The organism is Chryseobacterium metallicongregator, from assembly GCF_031324065.1.
Lineage (GTDB): Bacteria > Bacteroidota > Bacteroidia > Flavobacteriales > Weeksellaceae > Chryseobacterium > Chryseobacterium metallicongregator.
In genome coordinates this window covers 268,421-292,900 of sequence record NZ_JAVIXS010000015.1, presented here as the reverse complement: position 1 = coordinate 292,900, position 24,480 = coordinate 268,421, and the positions used below count along the sequence as shown (strand labels likewise).

Genomic DNA, 24,480 nt, shown 5'->3' with positions numbered 1-24,480 from the left:
AAAAGATTTCTTATTTAAAGAAATAAAAATAAATCAACAAGGCAACTCCAACAAAAATACGGTACCAGCCCCAAGGTTTAAATCCATATTTATTAAGCACTCCAATGAACGCTTTGATCGCAATAAGTGCGACAATAAATGCTACAATATTTCCTACAACAAAGATCATAATGTGATCCTGAGAAGCCATAATCATTTCATATCCTTTCTGTGGATTGGCCGTTTCTTTTCCCCAGGTTTTTACGAAAACAGAATATACAGTTACCGCAAGCATAGTAGGAACTGCAAGGAAAAAAGAGAATTCTGCCGCGGCTTTTCTGGTAAGCCCTTGTGCCATTCCTCCAATGATAGAAGCAGCACTACGGCTTGTTCCCGGCATCATCGCAAGACACTGCCAGAAACCAATGGTAACAGCATTTCTTATAGTAATTCCTTTTTCATCATCAATTTTAGGGTTTTTAAACCATTTATCTGCAAACAGTAAAACAACACCCCCCAAAACCAATACGGAAGAAATAGCAATCTGATTTCCAAGAACGGCTTCAATTTTATCATCAAATAAATATCCTAACACCAATGCCGGAACTACTGCAAATGCAAGTTTGAAATAGAACTGAATATTATTTAAGTCAAAAAACTTTTTCCAATAGGCTACTACCACAGATAAAATAGCTCCAAACTGAATAGACACCTGAAACATTTTTAAAAATTCTGTTTCCTCCAATCCCATAAGATTTGCAGTAAATCCCATATGTGCAGTAGAAGAAATCGGAAGATATTCTGTTAACCCCTCTACAATGGCAATAATAATTGCTTTGATTAAATCCATATTCCTTTAAAAAATTAAAAGATTAAAAGATTTAAGAATTAAAAAATCAGCACATTGGCTTAAATCTTTCAATTCTTAAATTTTTTAATCCTTAAATAAAATTATTTTATTTATTTTCTTTTTAAGATCGCATACACTTCTATGACAAATCCTATAACAACAAACAGAGGTGCTATTCTGATTCTTCTGATAGAAAAGATATCGTCATTCCATGAGTTAGGATCAAATTTCCCATCTACAGTATTGGCATCGGGCCCCATCATCAGTAGAAATCCTACTACAATAAATGCTAATCCGATCAGCATCCATTTGAAATTCTGCTGTCCGAAATAGAAAGCGTTTTCCTGTGGTACTTCAGCTTCATGTCCAAAGTCTGAAGCGGAAAATTTATTTGTTTTTTTGCTCATTATTAAGAGTAATATAAATCGTCAACGTTTGATTTTAAGAATCTCCATGTAGCGAAAATTGTACTTAAGACAGAAATAAAAATTCCAACACCCAGTACCAGGATAACTAACCAGAAGTACTGATTGTTGTCCTGCACGAAAGCTGAACCAATCTGACTTGTGAAATAGTACCAAACTCCACCTAATGCAATAAGACCTATTACAGAGCCGATAGCTCCCAGAATAATAGCTTCTACAATGAAAGGTTTAAGGATAAATCTTCTTTTCGCTCCTACCAGCTGCATTGTTTTAATAATAAATCTCTTCGAGAATATCTTCAGACGGATAGAGTTGTTGATCAATACAACCGCCAATATCAGGAACAGTATTGAAAATCCTAAAATCCATTTCAGAATTCTGCTCAGGTTATTGTAGACATCTACCATTAAAGTACTGTCATTTTTAACATCGATAATTCCTGGAACAGATTTGATCTCTTTGATGGCTTCATCAATTTTTGCTGGATCCACGAATTCAGGTTTTAAAGCTACTTCAATAGAGGAAGGGAAAATATTTTCTTCGAACAGTGCATCACTGTCGATTCCCATAGTTTTTTTGGCTTCTTTAGCCGCCATATCCCTTGAAATATAAGTCGCTTTTTTTACAGGAGCTAATAACTGTACCTTTTTAAAAGTTTCTTCCTCAAGTTTTGCAATTTTTACAGAATCTTTAGCGTCATAGTTTTCATCAAAGTAGGCGTTCACCACCAACTGTTCTTTGATATAGTCAGAATACTTCTGGGCATTAATCAGAATAAGCCCCATTAATCCTAACAAAAATAACACTAAGGCAATACTTATCACTACTGTAATATTGCTGGACCGAAGCCTTTTCTTATTAAATTCATCTACAGATTTAGCCATTAATATTAAAATTTTTGGCTAAAATAGAAAAAATCTTCCGAAATTTGGGACGAAATAAAGAAAATCACTGTTAATAAAATCATAAAAAACTTTGAGTGTAAAAGCAAAAAAACATCTTGGACAGCACTTCCTGACAGATGAAAATATCGCAAGAAAAATCGTAGAAGGTCTTAGTTTTGAGAACTATAACAACATCATGGAAGTAGGTCCCGGAATGGGAGTTCTTACCAAATATCTTCTTGAAAAGGATCAGAACATTTATCTTGCCGAAATAGACACAGAATCTATTGAATACCTGAAAAACAATTATACAAAAGTAACGGAAGAGACTTTTGTAGGAGATTTCCTGAAGCAGGATTTCAGTTTTATCAAAGACGATCAGATTGCTATCATTGGAAATTTCCCTTATAACATTTCGTCACAGATTCTGTTTCAGATTGTAGATCATTACCAATTGATCCCGGAAATGGTGGGAATGTTCCAGAAAGAGGTTGCTGAAAGAACGGCTGCTGTTCCGAGAACTAAAGATTACGGTATTCTTTCTGTTCTGATACAGGCTTATTATGATGTATCTTATATGTTTACGGTACATGAGAACGTCTTCAATCCTCCACCAAAAGTAAAATCGGGAGTCATCAGACTTACAAGAAATCCTAAGGAAGGACTTGCAGGCAATGAGGTTCTGTTTAAGCAGATTGTAAAAACAGGCTTCAACCAAAGAAGAAAAAAGCTGTCTAATGCTCTGAAATCATTAAACATTCCTGAAGCCTTAAAAGGACATGAATTTTTAGATAAGAGAGCGGAAGAACTAAGTGTAGCAGATTTTATACACTTTGCGAATCTCTGGAAAGAAAATCAATAAGACAATTATTATAAAAGCTCCTCTATCAGGAGCTTTTTTGTTGAATAAAATACAATAATCTTATTCGTTAAAAGTAGAAAGCCTTTCAAATAAATTCGAAAGGCTTTCTTTTATAGTACATTATCAATTTTAGTTTCTGTTCTTCAGCATGATCCATCCTGACCAGTTCATCTGAGCTTTTGATTTTGGATACTCAAAGTTGAACTTATACCAGTATGTTGCTGTAGGAAGTCTCTTACCACCTACTGTTCCGTCCCATACAGGATTTTCTTTTGAGAATCTGAACATTTCCACTCCATATCTGTCATATATAGAACCTGTAAAGTTTTTAAAGTCTCCAAGAGCCTTAAGATCCAGTACATCGTTGATTCCATCTTCGTTCGGAGTAATGATATTGTTAATCTGCAATGTAAAGAATTCAAGAGATCCCACACAATGTGTTCCTACTCTTCTTACTAAAACAGTATAGTTTGTATTATCTAAAAGGTTAGTAAATACATTGGAATCCTGCCATGTAATACCGTTGTCAATAGAATATTCCAAAGTGCTTGGCGTATTGTTCATTGGTGGGTTTTCAGCTGTAATTGTCACTGACTTTTTGATACTTTCATAATTTAAAGCGGTAACGAAAGGAGTTGCTGCTCCCATTACTTTAGCTTCAAAAACTTTCTTACAAATACCGTTATCAATTTCCACTGAGTAAATACCCCATTGGTTTACATTAATTTTCTGCGTTGTAGCACCTGTGCTCCAAAGGTATTTGTAACCATCACCAGCTCCTGCGTCCAGCGTTACAATATCACCTACACACATTTCAACATCTTTTAATGTAGAAGTAATTTCTGGTGTTACTTCAATTCTAATTGTTGCTGGATTCAGAGATTTACATCCTTTTGCTCCCAGTGCATATACTGTAAATGTTGTGGTTTGATATAGAGTAACGGTCTGCATATTCCCTGTTCCCATGAAATTGCTCCAAAGATAAGTATCTCCTCCTTCGGCGGTAAGGGTTACAGATTCTCCCGGACAGATTTTTATTCTGGAAGCTTTCACTTTAGCGGTTGGGGTTGCTTCTTTCTGCAACGTCAATTCTACAATTTTGCTACAGAATCCTCCATTGGAAACCAGAACATACAAAATCTGGCCATCGTTACCATTATAGTTTAAAGGAGTCTGAATATAGTTGTTATTCTGTGCAACAGCATCCGCCTGATTTTCGTAGAATTTAAAGATAGCTCCGGGCGTTGGGCTGATGGTAGGCATAATTGTACTTAAATCAAAAGTAGTAATATCCGGTGTGGTACAAAGCAGCAATGTTGCGTCCTGAGCCAAAGGTGTTGTTCCTCCGTGAATCTGTATGGAAGCTTTACCCGGACAAGGATTACCAGGAACACTTACTTCGATAGTATAAGTACCAGGCTGTATTGCAGTAATTGTATTAGTCGTTGCATTAGGTATTGGTGTACCGTTATAGAACCACTGATACACAAGGTTAGGGTCGTTTACAGAAGCTGTAATTACCTGAGGTACATTATCACATACATTGATGTCTGAAGGTAATTTTGTTCCTGCAGGATCTAAAAGGTCTACTCCGATATTGAAAGATCCACCTTCAAGGAATACTGCAGAGTCATAACTGTGGTCACTATAATCGGCAATTACCATTTTGAAGTGGTATTGCTGTCCTGCTACTACTGTTGCCGTAGCAGTCAATGGAATCGTTCTCCCGTTAAAATTTGTTTCAACGTTCCCTGTGTTATATCCTGCAAAATATTGTTCGTTTACGGCACCACAACTACCTGCAATTGCAGGGTGGATATTGGTAATACTTACCGGTCCTGCTCCTCCCGGAAGAACAGCCATATTTACATAAGGTCCACCTGAAGTAGGTCTCAATAAGATGGCAAATGCATCTGCAAAGGTACAAGGGAATGAGCCTGTATATTCTTCTGAGGCGATCAGATAATTAAATTTAATCTGAGAGGTTGTTGGAACGAAATCAAACTCTAAAAGCACAGCATCATTCAATCTACTTTCCACTACTCCAATCACCTGTGCAAGGTCAGCATCTGATCCTCCACCGTTGACATCACTAAGCCCACCTTCAAAGGTATTACCAGCTCTTCTTGCATACCCTGTAGAAAGAATAAGCCCGTCTTTAAAAGGGAAATTGGTTGTAGCTTTATGAAAATATCCCCATGCTCTATCGGCATCACTTGGAGCGTGGTTAGGAGTAATCTTCACATTGGTTACATTGGGAGTAAGACAGGTATTGGTCCCGGATGAGATCAATACATCTTTAACCATTTTTTCAATAGTGTAAGCGGTTTCAGGATACTGCGGAGCGTTTACATCAATAAAAACACCAGCTCTTCTGGATAGATTTGAAGGAATTTCTTTTGCGTGTTTTCGCGGAGGCAGATCCTGTGAAAATAAAAAAGTCGAGATGACTAAAAAAAATAAACAAAGCGGTAGATATCTTCTCATAATATTTTTGTTTCAACAAATTTAATTTTTTTTTAAATATATCATATACATATTTATATTTTTTACCATAAAAAAACAAAATAAGAAGCTCTTATAGTAAATTTTCATTAATCAATCCCTATTCGGACAAATCATAAATGGTATGGTAGCATTGTATTACAAAAAATTTTAACATATTCCTCTCCTATTCCAAATAATTCACAAAACGCAACAATATTTATTCTTAAAAACAACAAAATCTTTCATTGCTGAAAGATTTTGTTGTTGATTTTTATCTTAATAAATATCTAGTTTCTGTTCTTTAAGAGAATCCAACCGGAGCGTTGTTCCATTTTTTTGCTTGCCGGATTTTCCCATTGTACCCTGTACCAATAAGTAGCAGTAGGAAGATTGATTCCTTTTAAAGATCCTGTCCATATAACATTACCTTTGCTTGCTTTGAATACTTCCGCTCCATATCGGTCGAAAATTGAAGCTGCGAAGTCTTTGTATCCGCTTATTCCAGTGAAGTCGATTGTATCATTTACTCCATCCATATTAGGAGTAATGGCATTGCTGATAATAAATGTAAAGTAATCCAGAGAAGTACCACATTTTGCACCTTTCACTCTTACCATTACAGAATACATTGTATTATTCAAAATACCTGTAAATACATTGGATGACTGCCATGTCAATCCTCCATCTATAGAATATTCTAAAGTTCCACCTGTAGGATTACTTGCCGTAAGTGTAAGAATATGGTTATCATAAACAATATTGGTAAACTGTGGCAGATCAGGATTAATAAGCTGTGCAGAGAATGTTTTGGAACAAACCCCATTGCTGATTATCACAGAATACGTTCCTGGAATATTAGTCGTTATCGTTTGAGTCGTTGCTCCTGTACTCCATACATAAGTATAGTTGGGTCCTGCCCCGGCATCCAGAGTTCCTTTATCTCCAGCGCAAACAAATACATCTTTTAATGTAGAAACGATCGCCGGAACTACTTCAATAGTAACTTTAGCCGGATTCACAGAGCTACATCCGTTTCCTCCTAATGCATATACTGAATATTCTGTTGTTACAGTAGGCGTAACTACCTGTGTGTTTCCGTTTCCTGTAAGTCCTACCCAGTTATAAGTGATTCCTCCTGTAGCAGTTAATGTTACAGATTCACCTTCGCAAATTTTTAATTTAGATGCGGTAAGACCTGCTATTGGTGGACCTACCTGAACTGTAACAGTTGCTGGCGTTGCAGAAATACACCCATTAGCTCCAACTGCAAATACCGTATATACAGTAGTTGTAGTAGGTGAAACCACTTGAGTATTTCCATTTCCTGTAAGACCATTGCCCCAGTTATAGGTTACCCCTCCGGAAGCAGTTAGTGTTACAGATTCTCCCACACAAATACGAGGTTGTGAAGAAACCAATGCAGCAACCGGTTGTACTTTATCTTCCTGAACTGTTACTGTAGCAGTAAACGTACAGCTCAAGTTTCCTGGTTGTGATATGTTAGTAACCGTTAAAGTATAAGTTCCCCCAGCGCTTACAACAGGTGTAAGGGTATTGCCTCCTGAAACAATAGTTCCTCCGGTTGTTGTCCATGCAATTGTAGATCCTGCAGGCACAACAGATGTCGAAGCATTGATAGTAATCTGAGGAGTTGTACAGGTAATTGTTTGTGGTGCAGCAATGGTAAGAGTAGTTTGGGCTGTGCTTAATAATTGCAGAGATACGACATAGCTACAACCTCCATTGCTTACTAACACATAAATAGTCTGGCTTCCTCCTGGAGGTGTATATGTTGTAGGTGTTGCAATAAAGTTTCCATTAGCAGCGTTAGCATCAGCCTGATTGATATAGTAGGTAAAAGTAACGCCTGTAGTAGTTGTAATCTGAGGCTGAGCTTCTGTAAGATTATATGTTAATCCTGGCTGATAACACTTATGAAGTGTTGCATTTTGTGCTGTAAAAGGTTCTGAAACTTCTATTGTTATCGTTGCAGGGTTTTGAGAGACACAACCATTTGCGCCTACTGCTGTTACGGTATAAGTAGTGGTAACAGTAGGCGAAACAACTTGTGTACTTCCATTTCCTGTAAGACCATTACCCCAGTTATAGGTAGCTCCGCCTGAAGCGGTAAGTGTTACAGAATCTCCTTTACAGATTTTTATTTTGCTTGCTGTAAGCCCGGTAACTGGTGGAGCACTGTTTCCTGTTACGGTTACAGTTCCTACAGCTGTACAACTGATATTTCCAGGCTGATAAACTTTTGTAATCGTTAAAGTATATGTTCCTGCTGCATTAATAACAGGGTTTAAAGTAGTTCCTCCTGAAACAATATTTCCTCCTGTAGTTGTCCAGTTGAAAGTAGCTCCTGCCGGATAAACAGAGGCTGACGCATCCAGTGTAGTCTGAGAGTTAGCACAGGTAAGTACAGCCGGAGGAGCAATAGTAGGCGTCATTTGTGGCGCTTTTACCAATTGGAGTTGTGCTACTTTTGCACAGAAACCGTTTGCTACTCTTACGTACACTGTTCCACCTGCACTCTGATGAGCTGTTGGATTAGGAATTGTGTTTGCATTTCCTGCATTAGCATCCGCCAATGTGGTATAATAGGTAAACACAGCTCCCGGTGTGGTACTTATTGAAGCTTGTGCTGATGTTAAATTAAAAGTTGCATTTCCCGCAGCATAACAGGCTGTCAATGTAGCATTCTGTACTGTAGGAGACATCCCACCTACCACAGTGATCGTGGCTTCTCCCGGACAGGTATTTCCCTGAATGAAAACCTTAACGGTATATACCCCTGGCTGTGTTGCAGTATAACTTGCATTTGTAGCACCTGGAATCGCATTAGTACCTAAATACCACTGGTAGGTAATATTGGGTCCCTGAACAGAAGCTGTAAAAGTCTGTGGCGTGTTATCACACATATTTACAGATCCAGGAAGCTGTACACCTGCCGGATCAAGAATTTTCACCCCGATATCGAATGATCCGGCTTCAAGAAATACAGCTGAATCAAAATTTGGATCCTGATAATCCGCCAGCACAATTTTAAAATGATAGGTTTGTCCTGGAATTACGGTTGCTTTAGCAGTAAGAGGAATGGTACGTCCATTAAAATTAGTTTCAATCTGAGCGGTATTGGTTCCTCCGTAATAAGCTTCATTTTTAGGCCCACAGTTTTGATATTGTGGGTGAATATTCGTTACACTTACAGGTCCGGCTCCTCCCGGAAGCACTGCAAGATTGGTATAAGTAGGATCAGTGGATTTTTTTAACAGCAAAGCGAAACCATCTGTAATAGTACATGGAAAGTTTTGCTGATATTCTTTAGAAGCAAATAAATACCTGAAAGTAATTTCAGTAGAAGCAGCTACAAAGTCAAACTCTATGGAGGTTGCATTGGTCAGGTTATTGTTAGCAATCCCTAAAGCGTTCGCAAGATCTACATCTCCTCCGGTTCCAAGATCATCACTTAAAGTTCCTTGAAAAGTATTCCCTGCTTTATTGGCATATCCGGTTGAAAGTATAATCCCTTTACTGAAAGGAAAGTTGGTATTTGATTTATTAAAATATCCCCAGCTTCGGTTCTGACTGGTAGCAGACACGTTTGGAGAAACTGTCACATTGCTTACCGTTGAGCTGGTACAAGTGCTACCTCCGGATATAAGTACATCATTTATAAGTTGGGTTATAGGATAGCCGGATTCCGGGTAACTAGGTGCGTTTACATCTATAAAAACACCTGCCCTCAAAGAAGCAGCTTTAGGTTTTGCAGCAATTTCTACCCTTCCTTTATTTTGAGCCCAAATAAAGTTCCCCATGAAAGCTAAAAATAACGCTAAAAATAAATTTCCTCTCCTCCTATTTAACATTTTATATTATTTTGAACAAAAATACTATTTTTTTTGATTGAAATTCAAGTTAACACAATTTACATTATTACTAACGCAAATTTATTTATATTAGAATATCAACTCTGTTTATTTTAAAATAATAAAAAAAGACTGACGAAATAGTCAGTCTTTCAGTTATAGTTTAAATTATTCTATATTTTTAAGTAATATCCATCCTGTTTTTACAGTAAGTTCTTTACTTGCAGGATCTTCGAAGGTTACCTGATACCAATAGGTAGAAGTAGGAAGCTTTTTGCCCTGGAAATATCCGTCCCAATATGGATTAATCTTCGCTGCTTTGAACACTTCTCTTCCATATCGGTCGAAAACCTGTCCGCTGAAATCTTTATAGTTAACCACACCGCTGAAATCAATGACATCATTAATATTATCACCGTTTGGAGTAATTACATTTTTCATCACGAATGTAAAGAATTCAAGAAAACCTACACAGCTGGTAAATTTAACCCTAACTCTGATCGAAATGACTTTATTTTTAGGCACATTATTAAACACATTTGAAGACTGCCATGTAACTCCGTTGTCTACTGAATATTCAAGGATACCGTTACTTGGATTGCTTGCTGTAACAATCATAACTCCATTCTCACTATAATCTACTTTTATTACTTCAGGGATTACGGCTTTAATAACCTGAGTTTTGAACTCTTTTGAACAAACTCCGTTACTGATCGTTACCGAATATTCTCCAGGAGTAGCTACTGTAATGCTCTGACTTGTTTCACCAGAACTCCATTGATAAGTATATCCGGGACCTGAACCTGCATCCAGAACAATTTTATCACCCTGACAGATGTGTCCTCCTTTCAAGTTTGAAACAATGGCCGGTACTACTTCAATGGTAATACGTGCCGGCTGAAGAGATTTACATCCCTGAGCTCCGATAGCATATACAGTATAGGTGGTAGTCTGAGTAGGGCTTACGGTTCTTATTCCTCCGGTGGTACTTGCAGAATCACTCCACTGGTATGTTACTCCACCTGTAGCTGTAAGCAATACAGATTCTCCGGCACAGATTTTCAATCTTGGTGCGGTAAGTAAAGCCGTTGGTGTCTCTTCTTTTCTTAAAGTTAATGTTGCAATCTTACTACAGAAAGCTCCATTTGAAACCAGTACATATAATATTTGTCCATCTGTTCCTGCGTAGCTGGTCAGATTGGTGATGTAGCTGTTATTTTGAGCTTGTGCATCAGCCTGATTTGCATAAAAACGGAATACGGCTCCCTGCGTTGTACTGATCAAAGGTTTTGCTGTTTCCAGATTAAAACTGGTAATTGCAGGTGTTGTACAGAGTTTAAGTTCAGCATTCTGTACGGTAGGGCTCGTTCCTCCGATAATGGTAATAGTAGCTTCACTTGGACACTGATTCCCCGGAACCATTACTTTTACCGTATAAACTCCCGGTTGGGTAGCTACATACACAGCACTGGTTGCCCCTGGAATAGCTACTCCATCTTTATACCACTGATAAGTCATCCCTGGAATTGCTGCTACCTGTGCTTTTAACTGTTTCGGAGTATTATCACACATGTTGATGGTGCCTGGTAAAACTACTCCAGCTTCATCTACAATTTTAATTCCAACGTCAAAAGATCCTCCTTCCAAGAAAACTGCAGAGTCATGGGAAGGGTCTTTTGCATCTGCCAATACCATTTTAAAATGATATGTCTGCCCTGGAATTACATCTGCAACAGCGGTTAAAGGTGTTGTTCTTCCAAAATAATTAATAACCAGATGCGGGTTCGCTAAAGCTCCAAAAAAAGTTGCATTGATAGGCCCACAGCTGAATCCATTTCCTGCAGGAACAATATTGGTTGCACTTACAGGTCCTGCACCTCCGGGCAATACAGCCAGGTTCGTATAGGTAGGATCTCCAACTTTCTTTAATAAAAGAGCAAAGGCATCGGAATAACCCAAGCAAGGATAATTGGAAGTATATTCATCAGAAACGAATATATAGTTAAATTTCACCTGGTTTGAATTCGGGACGAAATCAAATTCAAGAGCTACTGCATCCGTTAAGCTGACATTGGCTCCGGTAGCTGCTACAAGATCCGCATCACTTCCTGTTCCCACTGATTGTCCAACCGCAGATACATAATTATTACCTGCTTCGGAAGCATATCCTGTAGTCAGGACAATCCCGTCCGTAAAAGGAAAATTGGTTGTTCCTTTATGAAAATATCCCCAGAATCTGTTGCTGTTGCCTACTTCATGATTAGGAGATACTGTAACGTTGGTAACATTGGCTGTTGTACAGTTAGTCCCTCCATTAATCAAAATATTCTTTACCAACTGCTCTGGCGTATAGTTTGAAGGCGTATAAGGAGGTACATTCACATCAATGAATGCTCCGGCCCTGAGAGCTGCAGCAGAAGGTTTTATCTTTTCTGATTTTCTGACAGGCCTCGTTTGAGAAAATGCAGAAGCAGAAATCAATAAAAAAGAAAAAAGGAAAAAATAGTTTTTTAGTCTATAGATTAACATTTTGTTTTCATTTGTTCAAATGTAGCAAAAATAATCATACTAATTCACCCTCACCTATTAGTATTTTCTATTTCTACACCTACATTCATAATGAATTTTTCTTATCGTTACATTTTCCATAAATCATTAAACCCAAAAATTCAGACATAAAAAAACAGATCAATGTTATTGATCTGTTTATATTTTAATTGTCATTATTCCGGCAGTTTATCATCTTTTTTCAACTGGTCTATTTCATTCTGCAACTGGGAGATAATATCTTTTAACGCTTTAATTTCGTTCTTATTCGAGCTTACATTGCTCTTGAGTATTACGTTTTTCGCTCTTTCATTATGATCTTCTTCATCTTCGTCTTCATTGATTTCTTCAATATCCTCACTGATTTCCTCAATATCTTCCTGGATATCTTCTATATCCTCGTTGATTTCTTCAATGTCTTCGCTGATTTCTTCTATATCCTCGCTGATTTCCTCAATATCTTCCTGAATGTCTTCGATATCTTCCTGGATATCTTCAATTTTCTCGTGGCTTTTATTCACAGACATCTGAATGAAGATTGCCAGATAAATGGCTTCCAGAGAAAGTACAGTCGTCAGGATAAGAAGCATTTTATCAAAATCAACAATATTCAGCATCGGAAGCAAAAACGAAGTAAGAAACAAGAGGGTATGCACAACCAGAGACTGGATAGATCCTATCCATGAAGTAATACTGTCTGCAATTTTTTCAAGAACTTCTGTTTTCTCGTTATATTTTTTCATCCTTTATATTTTTACAACAGTTCCTTTGTTACTCCTAATCCAAACAATGCAAAGTCATATTTTGCAGGGTCTTTTTCATCAAATTTTCTAATGGCAATATCCAGCTCCTCTACTGTTTTCCAGTCATTTTGTGTTCTGGAAACCAACCCCAGTTTTCTGGAGATATTTCCGGTATGCACATCCAGAGGAATGGAAAGATGTTTCTGATCTATATTCTCCCAGATGCCAAAATCCACTCCTCTTTTATCTTTACGCACCATCCATCTCAAAAACATAATAATCCTTTTGGCAGAGGAATTTTTATATGGTGAACTGATGTGTTTATGGCTTCTGTGTTTTTCTGTTTCCAGGAAACCAGTTCTGAATCTTTCTATTGCGTGCAGAAAATTATTCTCTGTTTTATTGACTTCAAACAGACTTTCCAGGCTTTCATTTTCTTTATAAATTCTGTTGAACTGTCTGATGAAATAGGAAAAGTCCTGTCCGTTGAACGTTCTGTGAATGCTTTTATCCTGAATACTTTCCAGATCTTTTTCTGAGTAATTCATCACAAAATCATAGGGAGAATTCCCCATAATATCGAGCATTTTATCTGCAGAATTAATGATCGACTTTCTGTTTCCCCAGGAGATTGTGGCTGCCAGAAATCCAGCAATTTCAATATCCTGTTTTAAAGAAAAACGATGCGGAATCTGTATCGGATCATTTTCAATAAAATCAGGAGCGTTATACTGATCTGCTTTTTCGTTGAGAAAATCTCTGAGTTCTTCTAATTTCAACATATTCATTCTAAATCTTTACACTCTCCAATGCTTTTGGTAAAAATGTATTGGGAAATATTTCTCTTGCCTCATCAGTAAATACTGTCAGATCTCCATATCTGTTGGAAAAGTGACCTAAAATCAACTTTCCAACCTGAGCTTTCTGAGCAATGGTAGCTGCTTCCAAAGCTGTGGTATGACCTGTATAATCTGCCATTTCCTTCAGATCGTGTAAAAATGTAGATTCATGATACAAAACCGTTACATTTTTAATAATAGGAATCACACTTTCAAGATAGCGGGTATCACTGCAAAACGCATAGGATACTGATGGAGCCGGATCAACAGTCAGAATTTCATTTTTAAGGATATAACCATCGCTTAGTACAATATCTTTTCCTGCTTTGATATTGTGATAATCACAGGTTTCAATTTCGCTGTACTTGGCAATCTCTTTCATATTAAGATGTCTGTCTTTCGGTTTTTCTTTAAAAAGATACCCATTACAGTAAATCCTGTGATCCAATGGAATAGTGTATACTTCTATTCTGTTATCCTCATATATTTTTTCAGAATAATCTTTATCCAGTTCATGATAAATCACTTCAAAGCCACGATGGGTTTCTGTAATCTGAAAAATGGTTTCCATCATCTTCTTAATTCCTTTAGGACCATAAACATGCAAAGGCATATCTCTTCCTAAAAGGCGGAAAGAGGCTATAAGCCCCGGAAGTCCAAAACAATGATCTCCATGAAGATGGGAGATAAAAATATGATTGATTTTTGAAAATCTTGCTTTTGCCTTTCTCAGCTGTACCTGTGTACCTTCTCCACAATCAATCAGGAAGAGCCTTTCTTCCATTTCCAGCAGCTGTGCTGTAGGTGATGTATTGATGGTTGGAATCGCAGAGTTAAAGCCTAATATTGTTAAATAAGTACTCAAATCAATAATTTATGATAACAAATGTACAACAGAAAATATAAATGGAGATTTCTTCCTGATATTTAAACTTAATCAGTTACTTTTAAAAAATCCATAAATAGGTCTAATGCCTGTTTACGGTGGCTGATCTTGTTTTTGTCTTCAGGATCCATTTCTGCAAATGTTCTTTCGTATCCTTCAGGAACAAAAATCGGATCATATCCGAAGCCTTTGAAACCTTTATTTTCTGTCAGTAAATTTCCATGAACTCTTCCTTCAAAATATTGAGCACCATTTTCATCATAATAACACAGAACCGTCACAAAATAAGCTTTTCTGTTTTCAATTCCCTGCATTTCTTCCAATACCTTTTCTATATTTTTGGCGAAATCATGATCTCCGGCATAACGGGCAGAGAAAATTCCCGGTCTTCCGTCTAAAGATTCGACTACCAAACCGCTGTCATCTCCCAGACTTGGAACCCCTGTTCTTTCAAAGCAATATTTGGCCTTGATCAGGGCATTGGCATGAAAAGAATCTCCATCTTCTACAATTTCTTCGTGAATATTATAATCGGTAAGGCTTTTCACCACGCAATCACTTCCCAGTATCTGTTGGATTTCTTCTTTTTTATGTTCGTTGTGTGTCGCTACTAATAATTCCATTTCTATATTCATTTTCAATTTTACTTTTTTAACCGGGTTACTTACATTTCAGCATAATGTACTTTATACTTTTTCATAAAAAGATAGTAGAACAAAGAGAAAAGTATAATTCCAACAGCTAGTACAAGCCATTCTGAAACATGAAGAACCTTTGCAAAACTCTCATCTTTACCATAAAGAACCAATAACGACAGTGTTAAATTATTAAACGCATGCAGCAATATCGGCATCAGTAAAGACTTTGTTTTATGATAGACTAATCCCAGTACACAGCCCAGCATCACAGCACTGATAAACTGCCATGGATTTCCGTGAACCACTCCAAAAATAATGGAGGCATATAAAATTGCTTTCCATGGTTCTACTCCTTTATTGATCAATCCTTTCTGAATAATTCCTCTGAATATAATTTCCTCAAAAATCGGCGCCATGATTACCGTCATGATAATCATGACAACAGGATTATCTGTCAATTGGCTCATCAACTGAGTAAAATATTCATAAAAGTCACCGAAAAACGGCCCGGTAGTCGGAATCTGAGCAGCAATAAATTCAGAAATAAACATCATCCCTGCCATCATTGGAAAGATGAGAAGATAGGTAGAAAAATTAACCGATGATAAGTTGAAATTAAGCTTCTTTTGAGTGGTACGTCTTACAACGAAAAAATCGAAGAAAGCAATAGCTGTAAGGAATCCCACAGAATTCGCCACCATCAGAAACCAGTCTTTCAATTCAATATTTTCCCGGAAAACAACTTTCCAAAAAGTACTGAATAAAGAAACGGCCATTGTTCCCACGAATAATCCAACCACCAAAACAACACCGCCAAACCATGTGAACGTAAACTTCGGATATTTGCTATTTCCCATCCTTTCTCTGTAAAAGTTTATGAGAAACAAAGATAATTTTTTTGACTGCTACAGGCAACTAAAAAAGGAATTTCTTATTTTCGTTCCTTTATCCATGAACAGCACAAAATGAATACAGAATCTCCGTTTCAAAGAATTGAGTCTACCACCAACAAACTGATGACTATTGTTCTGAATGTACTTTTCTTTGTGATCTTTATTCCTTTCACTTTGCTTTTTGTTTTAGGTCCTATCTACGGAATATATAAAAGAGGATTTGAAGCCATGCTGTACCCCGCCCTGATCAGCTGGGGACTTTCATTACTGATTCTGATTCCTGTTATCCGCCATTATATGATCAAAAGGGAAAAACTAGCCCATACAATTGTGGTTGATGAAACCGGTCTCTTATTTTACAATTCAAGAAATGAAATTGCAGATCAGCTCCTCTACACGGATCTCCGACCTTCAACACAGGATTTTGATATTTACACATTCAATCCGGTGGGATCAGGAATCGCTCCTTTACTGGAGGTAACAATTCTATCAGATAAAAAAAGCGAGACTACAAGACGTATTGACATGAATCTTCCTTTGAAAGTGGTAAAAAACAAATCTATTTTGTATGCCCACTTTCTGCATGGCATTGTCACTTTCCGTCCTGATTTAACAATAGATCCTTTTGTTTTTCGTAACTACTCTATTGATACGGAAACCTGGAAAGTGAACAGTAAAGGAATTTCTTTAGGAGGCTGGCTTTTAATGCTGGCCGCACTTATTATTACAGCACTTATATGCGGGCTTGTTTTTTTGTTAACTGAAACCAAGAATTAATATGATCGAAAAATTCCAGACCATAGAATCTAAAATCAACACACCCATTACTTATTTTCTAATGGGAATTCTCTGGATCGCTGTCATTCTGATTATGGTGGTAATCGGGGTTGTTTTTAATCTTATTTATAATAATTTCTGGCAATATTTGGAACATGATCTTGGCATTTTTTTCACGCTTCTTATTGCCCAACCGCTTCTTATATTTTGTTGTATCGCTTTGATAATGGCTTTAACTTACAGAAAAAAACAAAAGGTACGAAAAGCGGTTGTGGATGAAAAAGGAGTAACATTTTACAACAGCCGGAATGCAATCATTGAAACACTGTTATATCATGAACTTCAGCCAGCTCAGAACTCATCCACTGATGTACATGTTTTCAACACCCAGACCGTAAAATATGGCAAAACGACATTGCAGGTCTACCTGAAAAATAAAGCAGGGGAAGTTGGACCGACACGTGTTGATTTCAATTTTGAACTGATAATTGTAAGCAACCAATATGATCTGTACCGCCATTTTCTAAAAGGGATTCAACACTTTCGTCCGGATCTGAGAATAAGTCAGCAGGCGATTGATCAATATAATCTTAGTTCAGAACCACAAAAAACAGAATTTGGGATATTTGAATACATCATGGCAGCCATTATTATCCTGATTGCTGCAGGATTGGTGTATGTTTTTATGTTGCTAATAAAAATAATAGTCTGATAAGCTGCATTGAAGAAAAGCCAGCTATTGACCGCTTCATAGCTATATTCATCATTCTGAAACCTGAATATCCTTCTATTATTTTATCTAATTAACATTGTCTTAATTAAAATTTGAAAACCTCGTAAAAAATCACGATTTTTGCAACTTCAAAATACGATATGTCAGACTTAATCAAAGAAATACAAAAAAGAAAGACCTTCGGGATCATTTCCCACCCGGATGCCGGAAAAACAACTCTTACAGAAAAGTTACTTCTTTTCGGTGGAGCAATTCAGGAAGCGGGTGCGGTAAAATCCAACAAAATAAAAAAAGGAGCTACCTCCGACTTTATGGAAATTGAAAGACAGAGAGGGATCTCTGTAGCAACTTCCGTATTGGCTTTTGAATATAGAGATCACAAAATCAACATTCTAGACACTCCAGGTCACAAAGACTTTGCTGAGGATACTTACAGAACATTAACTGCTGTAGACTCCGTAATCGTTGTAATTGACGTTGCAAAAGGGGTTGAGGAACAAACTGAAAAACTGGTACAGGTGTGTAGAATGAGAAACATTCCAATGCTGGTTTTCATCAATAAACTGGACCGTGAAGGTAAAGACGCCTTCGATCTTTTGGATGAAGTAGAACAAAAATTAGGATTAACGGTTTGCCCTCTTTCTTTACCGATTGGTATGGGGAGCGACTTCCAGGGAATTTACAACATCTGGGAAGACAATATTCAGTTATTTTTAGAAGAGAAAAAGCAGAAAGTTGGAGATTCTATTAAGTTTGATGACATCAATGATACTTCTATTGATGATGTTATTGGTGAAAAAGCAGCAAAAACTTTACGAGAAGAGCTTGATCTGATCCAGTCTGTTTATCCTGAATTTAACCGTGAAGATTATATGAAAGGTGATCTTCAGCCGGTATTCTTCGGATCAGCTTTAAATAACTTTGGAGTACGTGAATTATTGGACGCTTTTATTGATATTGCTCCAATGCCACAACCTAAGGAAAGTGATACCCGTCTGGTAAAACCTGAGGAAAGTACTTTTACAGGATTTGTTTTTAAAATCCACGCGAATATGGATCCTAAGCACAGAGACAGACTTGCCTTCGTAAAGATTGTTTCCGGAACCTTCAAAAGAAACGAGAATTACTTATTGGTAAGAGAAGGTAAAAAAATGAAGTTCTCTTCTCCTAACGCATTCTTTGCAGATAAGAAAGAAGTGGTGGAAGAAAGTTTCCCTGGTGATATCGTTGGTTTACATGATACAGGAAGTTTCAGAATCGGAGATACATTGACTGGCGGAGAAAAATTAAGCTTCAAAGGGATTCCAAGCTTCTCTCCTGAACATTTCCGTTATATCAATAACAACGATCCTTTAAAAGCTAAGCAATTGGCGAAAGGTATTGATCAACTGATGGATGAAGGAGTGGCACAGTTATTTACGCTTGAAATGAACGGAAGAAAGATCATTGGAACGGTTGGAGCCCTTCAGTATGAAGTTATCCAATATCGTCTAGAGCATGAATATGGTGCAAAATGTACTTATGAACCGCTATCTATGCACAAAGCATGTTGGGTAGAAGCTGATGAGAAGTCTGAAGAATTCAAAGAATTTGCAAGATTAAAGCAGAGATTCCTGGCGAGAGACAAATACAATCAATTGGTATTCCTTGCAGACTCTTCTTTCACCATTCACATGACTCAGGAGAAATTCCCGAATGTGAAATTACACTTCATCAGTGAGTTCAGAGAAAATTAAGAAGTAACCAGGCAAAATCGCAAAAGGCGAAATTGTTCAAAATATAGATCCGCAGAAGTTTTCTGCGGATTTTTTTATCATGTATTTTTCAAAACCACCCCGCCAAAAATTCTTTGAATTTTCGCCACCCCTCCAAAGGATGGGAATTTTCAGTTTTCCAAACTAATATTTGGCGAGACGACAAAATGTATGGATAAATTCAGCGTTCTGTTTGTCATTCCGTAGAATCCAAATCCACAAGTAATAAAATGCTGTTATTAAATGCTGCATTACGAAGTATAAATTCTTTTCTCACCCCATCAAAACTAAGAAAAACGCCTTGTAAATCTTTTGTAAAACAAATACAAAAGACTGAAAATACAATAGTTACAATTTTGCCAGCACAATACATTTCATTTACAATCTTTACAAGAACTTCCCTTCTAACTTTACTTCATCAAAAAAATTAATCTTATGAAAAAGTTCATCTTACTCGCTGCTGTAGCAAGCACTTTCATTATGTGTAAAAAAGCGGAAGCTACACAGGATAAAATACATGAAGCAATCCATTCAGCCGACAGTGCGGCCACAGTTGCTACAGAAACCGTTGAAAATGCCAGTAAAACAGTAGACCAGGTTATGGATTCTGCTAATATTAAAATAAAAGACTTTGAGAATACTAAAAATGACATCCAGCAAAAGATAGAGAACACTTCCAAAATGGTAGATTCTTTATCTGATAAAATGGCCAATACAAAACTGGAATCCAAAATAGAGAAAAAAGATTCTATAGCAAAGAAATCTGAAAAAATTGCAGCAAAAACTCCAGCACCAAAGGTTATTAAAGAAACCAAAATCATTTATAAAGAAAAGCCTAAGAATGACAGTTACGAACTGAATATGCCTAAAGATAAAATGATAAAATCAGGATATCTTGTCATAAGAGCAGAAAATGCTGAAACGGTGAAGGAAATCATCCGGGAAGAAGCGAACAGAAATAGCGGGTATATCAAAAGTGAAAATCTTTCTTATGTAGAATCTGCCAGCCCTCATGGAGAAGATCAAAAAATATACAGCCTTGATATCAAAGTTCCTATGCAACATTTTGATGGGCTAATGGAGGCTATCAATAGCAATATTGGAGATATTGATACAAAAGATATTCAGGTTTCAGGACGAAACTACGCTGACAATACCATCTGTACAATCAATGTAAATATCAGCGATAAAGCTAAAACAGAAACAGAGCCTAAAACTTTTGGCGGAAAATCACTGGCTGCCATTGAATCCGGCTGGGATGTTATTACTTCCATATTCCTGTTTATCCTTCCATTATGGCCTTTATTCCTGATTGCCGGTATTGGATATTATTTCTATAAAAAGAAGAACAGAAACATTCCTAATAACGACTCTCACTAGGTTTCAATCTTTCCTAAGGGTAGATTTTTAATATTTTTTTAATGAGGTTTAGAATTGAAGTTCGATTCTTATGTTTAATTTTATCAAACGTTAAAAGAAAGTGCTTGCTTATTAGAAAAATAACTCTTAACTTTAAGTATAAGCAAAATGTAAAGAATCTTCGTTGGGAAACAAGGTTCAAAAATAAATTTGGAAATTTTATTTCATATATTAATATTTTGTGATTTGGTGTAAAATAAGGCCCTCTATTGAGAGCCTTATTTGTTTTATTTCATATTCACTACTTTATCTACAATGAACTTTGTGTTTCCTCTCCAGGGAAGTGCGCCATTATACTCTTTGTAATGCAGGTCAAAAGTTTTACCGCTGTTGGTTTCCAGTTGTTTGAAAACTTCGGGATCATCTACAGAAAATTCAAACTCATAGCTTGTAATTGTTCCTGTTTTTCCTCTTCCAAAACCTTCCTGAATCAGCTTGCCTTCATAAGTTTTGAAAACATAACCTTTTTTCATAGCATAATTCAGGTATCCGGATTTTACTCCTTCTCCGAAAACGAAATAGTATTTATACCAGACAAATACGCCCAGTAACAGCAGTACAACCCCAAGGGTGATCCACAAAGATTTTTTCATAGGTAGTGTGTTTTATAAAATGTTATTTTGCGATGCTTCTGGAGATCACGATTTTCTGAATTTCAGAAGTTCCTTCATAGATCTGAGTGATTTTTGCATCTCTCATTAATCTTTCTACGTGGTATTCTTTCACATATCCGTATCCTCCGTGAATCTGTACTGCTTCAATAGTAGTATCCATTGCCACTTGAGAAGAGTATAATTTTGCCATAGCTCCGCTTTCAGAAATATCTTTTCCAGCATCTTTCTCACAAGCAGCTTTGAAACATAACATTCTTGCAGCAGTGATCTGAGTAGCCATATCAGCTAATTTGAATGCAATCGCCTGGTGGTTGATGATTTCAGTTTTGAAAGCTTTTCTTGTTTTAGCATATTTCAATGCCAGTTCGTAAGCACCTGAAGCAATCCCTAAAGCCTGAGAAGCAATACCAATTCTTCCTCCGTTCAATACTGCCATAGCAAAGTTGAACCCGAATCCGTCAGCACCAATTCTGTTTTCCTTCGGAACTTTTACGTTATTAAAGATCAAAGAGTGAGTATCACTTCCTCTGATTCCTAATTTGTCTTCTTTTAATCCAATTTCGAATCCTTCCCATCCTCTTTCAACGATGAAAGCATTGATTCCTTTGTGCTTTTTCTCAGGATCTGTCTGTGCAATTACGATATAGTAAGTAGCTGTTCCACCATTAGTGATCCAGTTTTTGATACCATTTAAAAGGTAGTAATCTCCTTTGTCTTCAGCAGTAGTTTTCTGAGAAGTTGCATCAGAACCTGCTTCCGGCTCAGATAATGCAAATGCTCCGATAACCTGACCGCTAGCCAGTGGAGTAAGATATTTTACTTTTTGCTCTTCAGAAGCGAATTTTTCAAGACCGGCACAAACCAATGAGTTGTTTACAGACATTACAACAGCTGCAGAAGCATCCACTTTTGCAATTTCCTCCATGGCAAGCACGTAAGAAACGCTGTCCATTCCTGCACCTCCGTATTTTGGATCTACCATCATTCCTAAAAGTCCCATTTCTCCCATTTTCTTCACCTGTTCTGCAGGGAATTTCTGGTCACGGTCTCTTTCAATCACTCCAGGTAAAAGTTCGTTCTGTGCAAAATCTCTTGCTGCCTGCTGAATCATCAGCTGTTCTTCCGATAAATTAAAGTCCATAAAAAAAATAATTAGATAGCCGTAAATTTACACTTTTTAAGCAAATCTGAAAAAATTAAATTGAAAGCAGGAAAAAGGCACAGAAAATGGAAGTTGAAGAGCGTTTAATGCCAGTGAATGCGTGTTTTGGGATTCGAAATGGTGAGAGATAAAAACAATACCGGATACCTTCAGAACCATAAACATTCACAAATGATCAGTTCAAAATATAAAATCCCCTTTTCAGGGCTTCCGGCCTCCTTTTTGATTCCATATATTATGGTAAGCATTTAACTAATTCCTAATTATTACATTCAAATGTTTTCAATTAAAAAAAATGCTTATATTTAAATTTCTTTATAAATTACGTAAAAAATCATGACGATCAAGAGATTATTCGATATTCCACACTATGCTTTAGAAAAATATCCTAAAACGGATATGTTTGTAACAAAATATCATGGTGAGTGGAAAAAAACTTCTACACAGGAGTTTATTAATGAGGGAAATAAGATATCCAGAGGATTATTGAAGCTTGGTATAAAACCAGGTGATAAGATCGCTTTGATTACCACAAATTCCCGCACAGAATGGGCTATTATGGACTTTGGACTTTCTCAGATCGGCGTTGTTTCAGTACCGGTTTATCCAAGTATTTCTCCTGAAGATTATGAATTCATCTTCAATAATGCTGAAATTCAGTATTGTTTTGTTTCTGATAAAGAGCTGTTGAATAAAGTAATGAAAGTAAAGCATAATATCCCAAGTTTACAGGGCATTTTTACTTTTGATAATATTAGTGGTGCTGCCAACTGGAGAGAAATTCTGGATCTGGGTAAAGATGAATCTACACAAATTGAAGTGGATGACCTTTCTAATGCGATCAATACAGAAGATCTTGCAACCATTATTTATACTTCCGGAACTACCGGAAGACCGAAAGGAGTAATGCTTACCCATAATAATATTGTTTCAAACGTATTGGGAGCCATTCCGAGAATTCCCAAGAAAAGAAGTCTGGATTATAAGGAAACAAGAGCATTAAGCTTCCTTCCTATCTGCCATATTTTTGAAAGAATGCTGTTCTATCTGTATCAGTACAACGGTTTTTCTCTTTATTTTGCGGAAAGCATTGAGAAAATGGGTGAAAACGTAAAAGAAGTGAAGCCTCATTATATGACGGTAGTACCAAGGCTGGTAGAAAAAGTATATGACAAAATTTACAATACAGGATCTTCTGCAGGAGGATTAAAATCAAAAATATTCTTCTGGGCGCTGAACTTAATCAGCAAGAAGAAAACCATTTCAAAGCCATCCGGACTTCAGGAAATCATTGCAGATAAATTGGTATTTTCCAAATGGAGAGAAGGTTTAGGAGGTGAAATTGTGACATTGGTTTCAGGATCTGCGGCATTGTCTACAAGGCTTAACTTAATGTTCCAGAATGCGGGAATTCCTATTTTGGAAGGCTATGGTTTAACAGAAACCTCTCCGGTAATTTCTGTCAACAGCTTTGATAAGATGAAAGTGGGAACCGTAGGGATTCCATTGGATAATTTAAAAGTTAAAATTCAGGAAGACGGTGAAATTACGGTAAAAGGACCCTCCGTATTCAAAGGATATTTCCAAAATGAAGAAATGACAAAAGAAGCCTTCACAGAAGATGGTTTCTTCAAAACAGGAGATATCGGACATGTGGATGGTGACGGATTTTTACAGATCACTGACCGTAAGAAAGAAATGTTCAAGACATCAGGTGGGAAATATATTGCCCCTCAGACGATTGAAAATTTAGCAAAAGCCTCTAAATTCATTGAGCAGATCATGGTTGTGGGTGATGGTGAAAAAATGCCGTGTGCTTTGGTACAGCCTGATTTTGAATTTGCCAAAAACTGGGCTTTAAGAAATAATCTGAACATTGGTGCTACACCGGAAGAGATTGCAAAAAGCCCTGAATTAAAGCAAAGAATTGAAAAAGAAATCGACGGCATCAATGAGCACCTTGGAAACTGGGAGAAAATCAAAAAAATTGAGCTTACTCCTGAAGTATGGAGCATTGAAAGCGGATTGCTTACTCCAACGTTGAAACTGAAAAGAAAAGCGGTAAAAGAAAAGTTTATTGCCCTTTATAATAAGATGTATGATCATCAATAAAATA

General features: G+C 36.8%; 19 protein-coding genes. 6 read left to right on the top strand and 13 right to left on the bottom strand.

The annotated features are described in order from the left end of the window. Positions 1–10 precede the first annotated feature (10 nt). The 3 genes from REB14_RS16625 to REB14_RS16615 form a co-directional block, all read right to left on the bottom strand. The gene (locus REB14_RS16625) at positions 11–829 is read right to left on the bottom strand and encodes an undecaprenyl-diphosphate phosphatase (protein ID WP_034695326.1); all 819 of its coding nucleotides are present in this window, start codon (positions 827–829) and stop codon (positions 11–13) included. Between the two features lie 110 nt (positions 830–939). Beyond that, positions 940–1,236 (bottom strand): DUF3098 domain-containing protein, encoded by a 297-nt coding sequence (locus REB14_RS16620; protein ID WP_079241025.1) that lies wholly within the window; start codon positions 1,234–1,236, stop codon positions 940–942. A 2-nt stretch (positions 1,237–1,238) separates the two neighbouring features. Further along, positions 1,239–2,138, bottom strand: coding sequence for a cell division protein FtsX (locus tag REB14_RS16615; protein WP_079241024.1), 900 nt, complete (start codon positions 2,136–2,138; stop codon positions 1,239–1,241). A 91-nt stretch (positions 2,139–2,229) separates the two neighbouring features. Here REB14_RS16615 and rsmA point away from each other — a divergent pair, with 91 nt between their 5' ends. After that, entirely contained in the window at positions 2,230–3,000 is a 771-nt protein-coding gene (gene rsmA / locus REB14_RS16610; RefSeq protein ID WP_079241023.1) for a 16S rRNA (adenine(1518)-N(6)/adenine(1519)-N(6))-dimethyltransferase RsmA, read from the top strand. Positions 3,001–3,129: 129 nt separating this feature from the next. On the opposite strand, the gene REB14_RS16605 is transcribed toward rsmA, so the two are convergent. From REB14_RS16605 to REB14_RS16570, 8 genes are all read right to left on the bottom strand, one after another. Beyond that, positions 3,130–5,487: a choice-of-anchor L domain-containing protein gene (locus REB14_RS16605; RefSeq protein WP_079241022.1), complete on the bottom strand. Its 2,358-nt coding sequence runs from the start codon at positions 5,485–5,487 to the stop codon at positions 3,130–3,132. Between the two features lie 287 nt (positions 5,488–5,774). Next, positions 5,775–9,359, bottom strand: coding sequence for a choice-of-anchor L domain-containing protein (locus tag REB14_RS16600; protein ID WP_309522726.1), 3,585 nt, complete (start codon positions 9,357–9,359; stop codon positions 5,775–5,777). A 168-nt stretch (positions 9,360–9,527) separates the two neighbouring features. After that, a complete protein-coding gene (locus REB14_RS16595; RefSeq protein ID WP_309522725.1) occupies positions 9,528–11,888 on the bottom strand; it encodes a choice-of-anchor L domain-containing protein in 2,361 nt (786 codons plus the stop codon). A gap of 194 nt (positions 11,889–12,082) precedes the next feature. Then, on the bottom strand, positions 12,083–12,649 hold the full coding sequence (locus tag REB14_RS16590) for a DUF1003 domain-containing protein (protein ID WP_034695317.1): 567 nt from the start codon (positions 12,647–12,649) through the stop codon (positions 12,083–12,085). 11 nt (positions 12,650–12,660) lie between these two features. After that, on the bottom strand, positions 12,661–13,431 hold the full coding sequence (locus REB14_RS16585; RefSeq protein WP_423779659.1) for a TIGR02757 family protein: 771 nt from the start codon (positions 13,429–13,431) through the stop codon (positions 12,661–12,663). Positions 13,432–13,438: 7 nt separating this feature from the next. Next, positions 13,439–14,353 (bottom strand): ribonuclease Z, encoded by a 915-nt coding sequence (locus REB14_RS16580; protein WP_309522724.1) that lies wholly within the window; start codon positions 14,351–14,353, stop codon positions 13,439–13,441. A 68-nt stretch (positions 14,354–14,421) separates the two neighbouring features. Further along, complete coding sequence (gene rdgB, locus REB14_RS16575; protein WP_423779660.1) at positions 14,422–15,009, bottom strand: RdgB/HAM1 family non-canonical purine NTP pyrophosphatase; 588 nt, start codon at positions 15,007–15,009, stop codon at positions 14,422–14,424. A gap of 29 nt (positions 15,010–15,038) precedes the next feature. Further along, complete coding sequence (locus REB14_RS16570) at positions 15,039–15,869, bottom strand: CPBP family intramembrane glutamic endopeptidase (RefSeq protein ID WP_309522723.1); 831 nt, start codon at positions 15,867–15,869, stop codon at positions 15,039–15,041. A gap of 108 nt (positions 15,870–15,977) precedes the next feature. Here REB14_RS16570 and REB14_RS16565 point away from each other — a divergent pair, with 108 nt between their 5' ends. The 4 genes from REB14_RS16565 (at position 15,978) to REB14_RS16550 (ending at position 20,549) form a co-directional block, all read left to right on the top strand. Next, positions 15,978–16,682: a hypothetical protein gene (locus tag REB14_RS16565; RefSeq protein ID WP_309522722.1), complete on the top strand. Its 705-nt coding sequence runs from the start codon at positions 15,978–15,980 to the stop codon at positions 16,680–16,682. Between the two features lies 1 nt (position 16,683). Beyond that, positions 16,684–17,394 carry a hypothetical protein gene (locus REB14_RS16560; RefSeq protein WP_309522721.1) on the top strand — a complete coding sequence of 237 codons (711 nt, stop codon included), beginning with the start codon at positions 16,684–16,686 and terminating at the stop codon, positions 17,392–17,394. 161 nt (positions 17,395–17,555) lie between these two features. Beyond that, the gene (locus tag REB14_RS16555; RefSeq protein ID WP_047432424.1) at positions 17,556–19,151 is read left to right on the top strand and encodes a peptide chain release factor 3; all 1,596 of its coding nucleotides are present in this window, start codon (positions 17,556–17,558) and stop codon (positions 19,149–19,151) included. A 453-nt stretch (positions 19,152–19,604) separates the two neighbouring features. Continuing rightward, positions 19,605–20,549, top strand: coding sequence for a DUF4349 domain-containing protein (locus REB14_RS16550; RefSeq protein WP_309522720.1), 945 nt, complete (start codon positions 19,605–19,607; stop codon positions 20,547–20,549). Positions 20,550–20,815: 266 nt separating this feature from the next. Here REB14_RS16550 and REB14_RS16545 read toward each other — a convergent pair whose 3' ends face one another. After that, positions 20,816–21,181, bottom strand: a complete 366-nt coding sequence (locus REB14_RS16545; RefSeq protein ID WP_034695305.1) for a hypothetical protein — start codon at positions 21,179–21,181, stop codon at positions 20,816–20,818. Positions 21,182–21,203: 22 nt separating this feature from the next. Then, positions 21,204–22,343, bottom strand: coding sequence for an acyl-CoA dehydrogenase family protein (locus REB14_RS16540; protein WP_034695304.1), 1,140 nt, complete (start codon positions 22,341–22,343; stop codon positions 21,204–21,206). 357 nt (positions 22,344–22,700) lie between these two features. On the opposite strand from REB14_RS16540, the gene REB14_RS16535 reads away from it, so the two are divergent. Then, positions 22,701–24,476 (top strand): AMP-dependent synthetase/ligase, encoded by a 1,776-nt coding sequence (locus tag REB14_RS16535; RefSeq protein WP_309522719.1) that lies wholly within the window; start codon positions 22,701–22,703, stop codon positions 24,474–24,476. Positions 24,477–24,480: the final 4 nt, after the last annotated feature.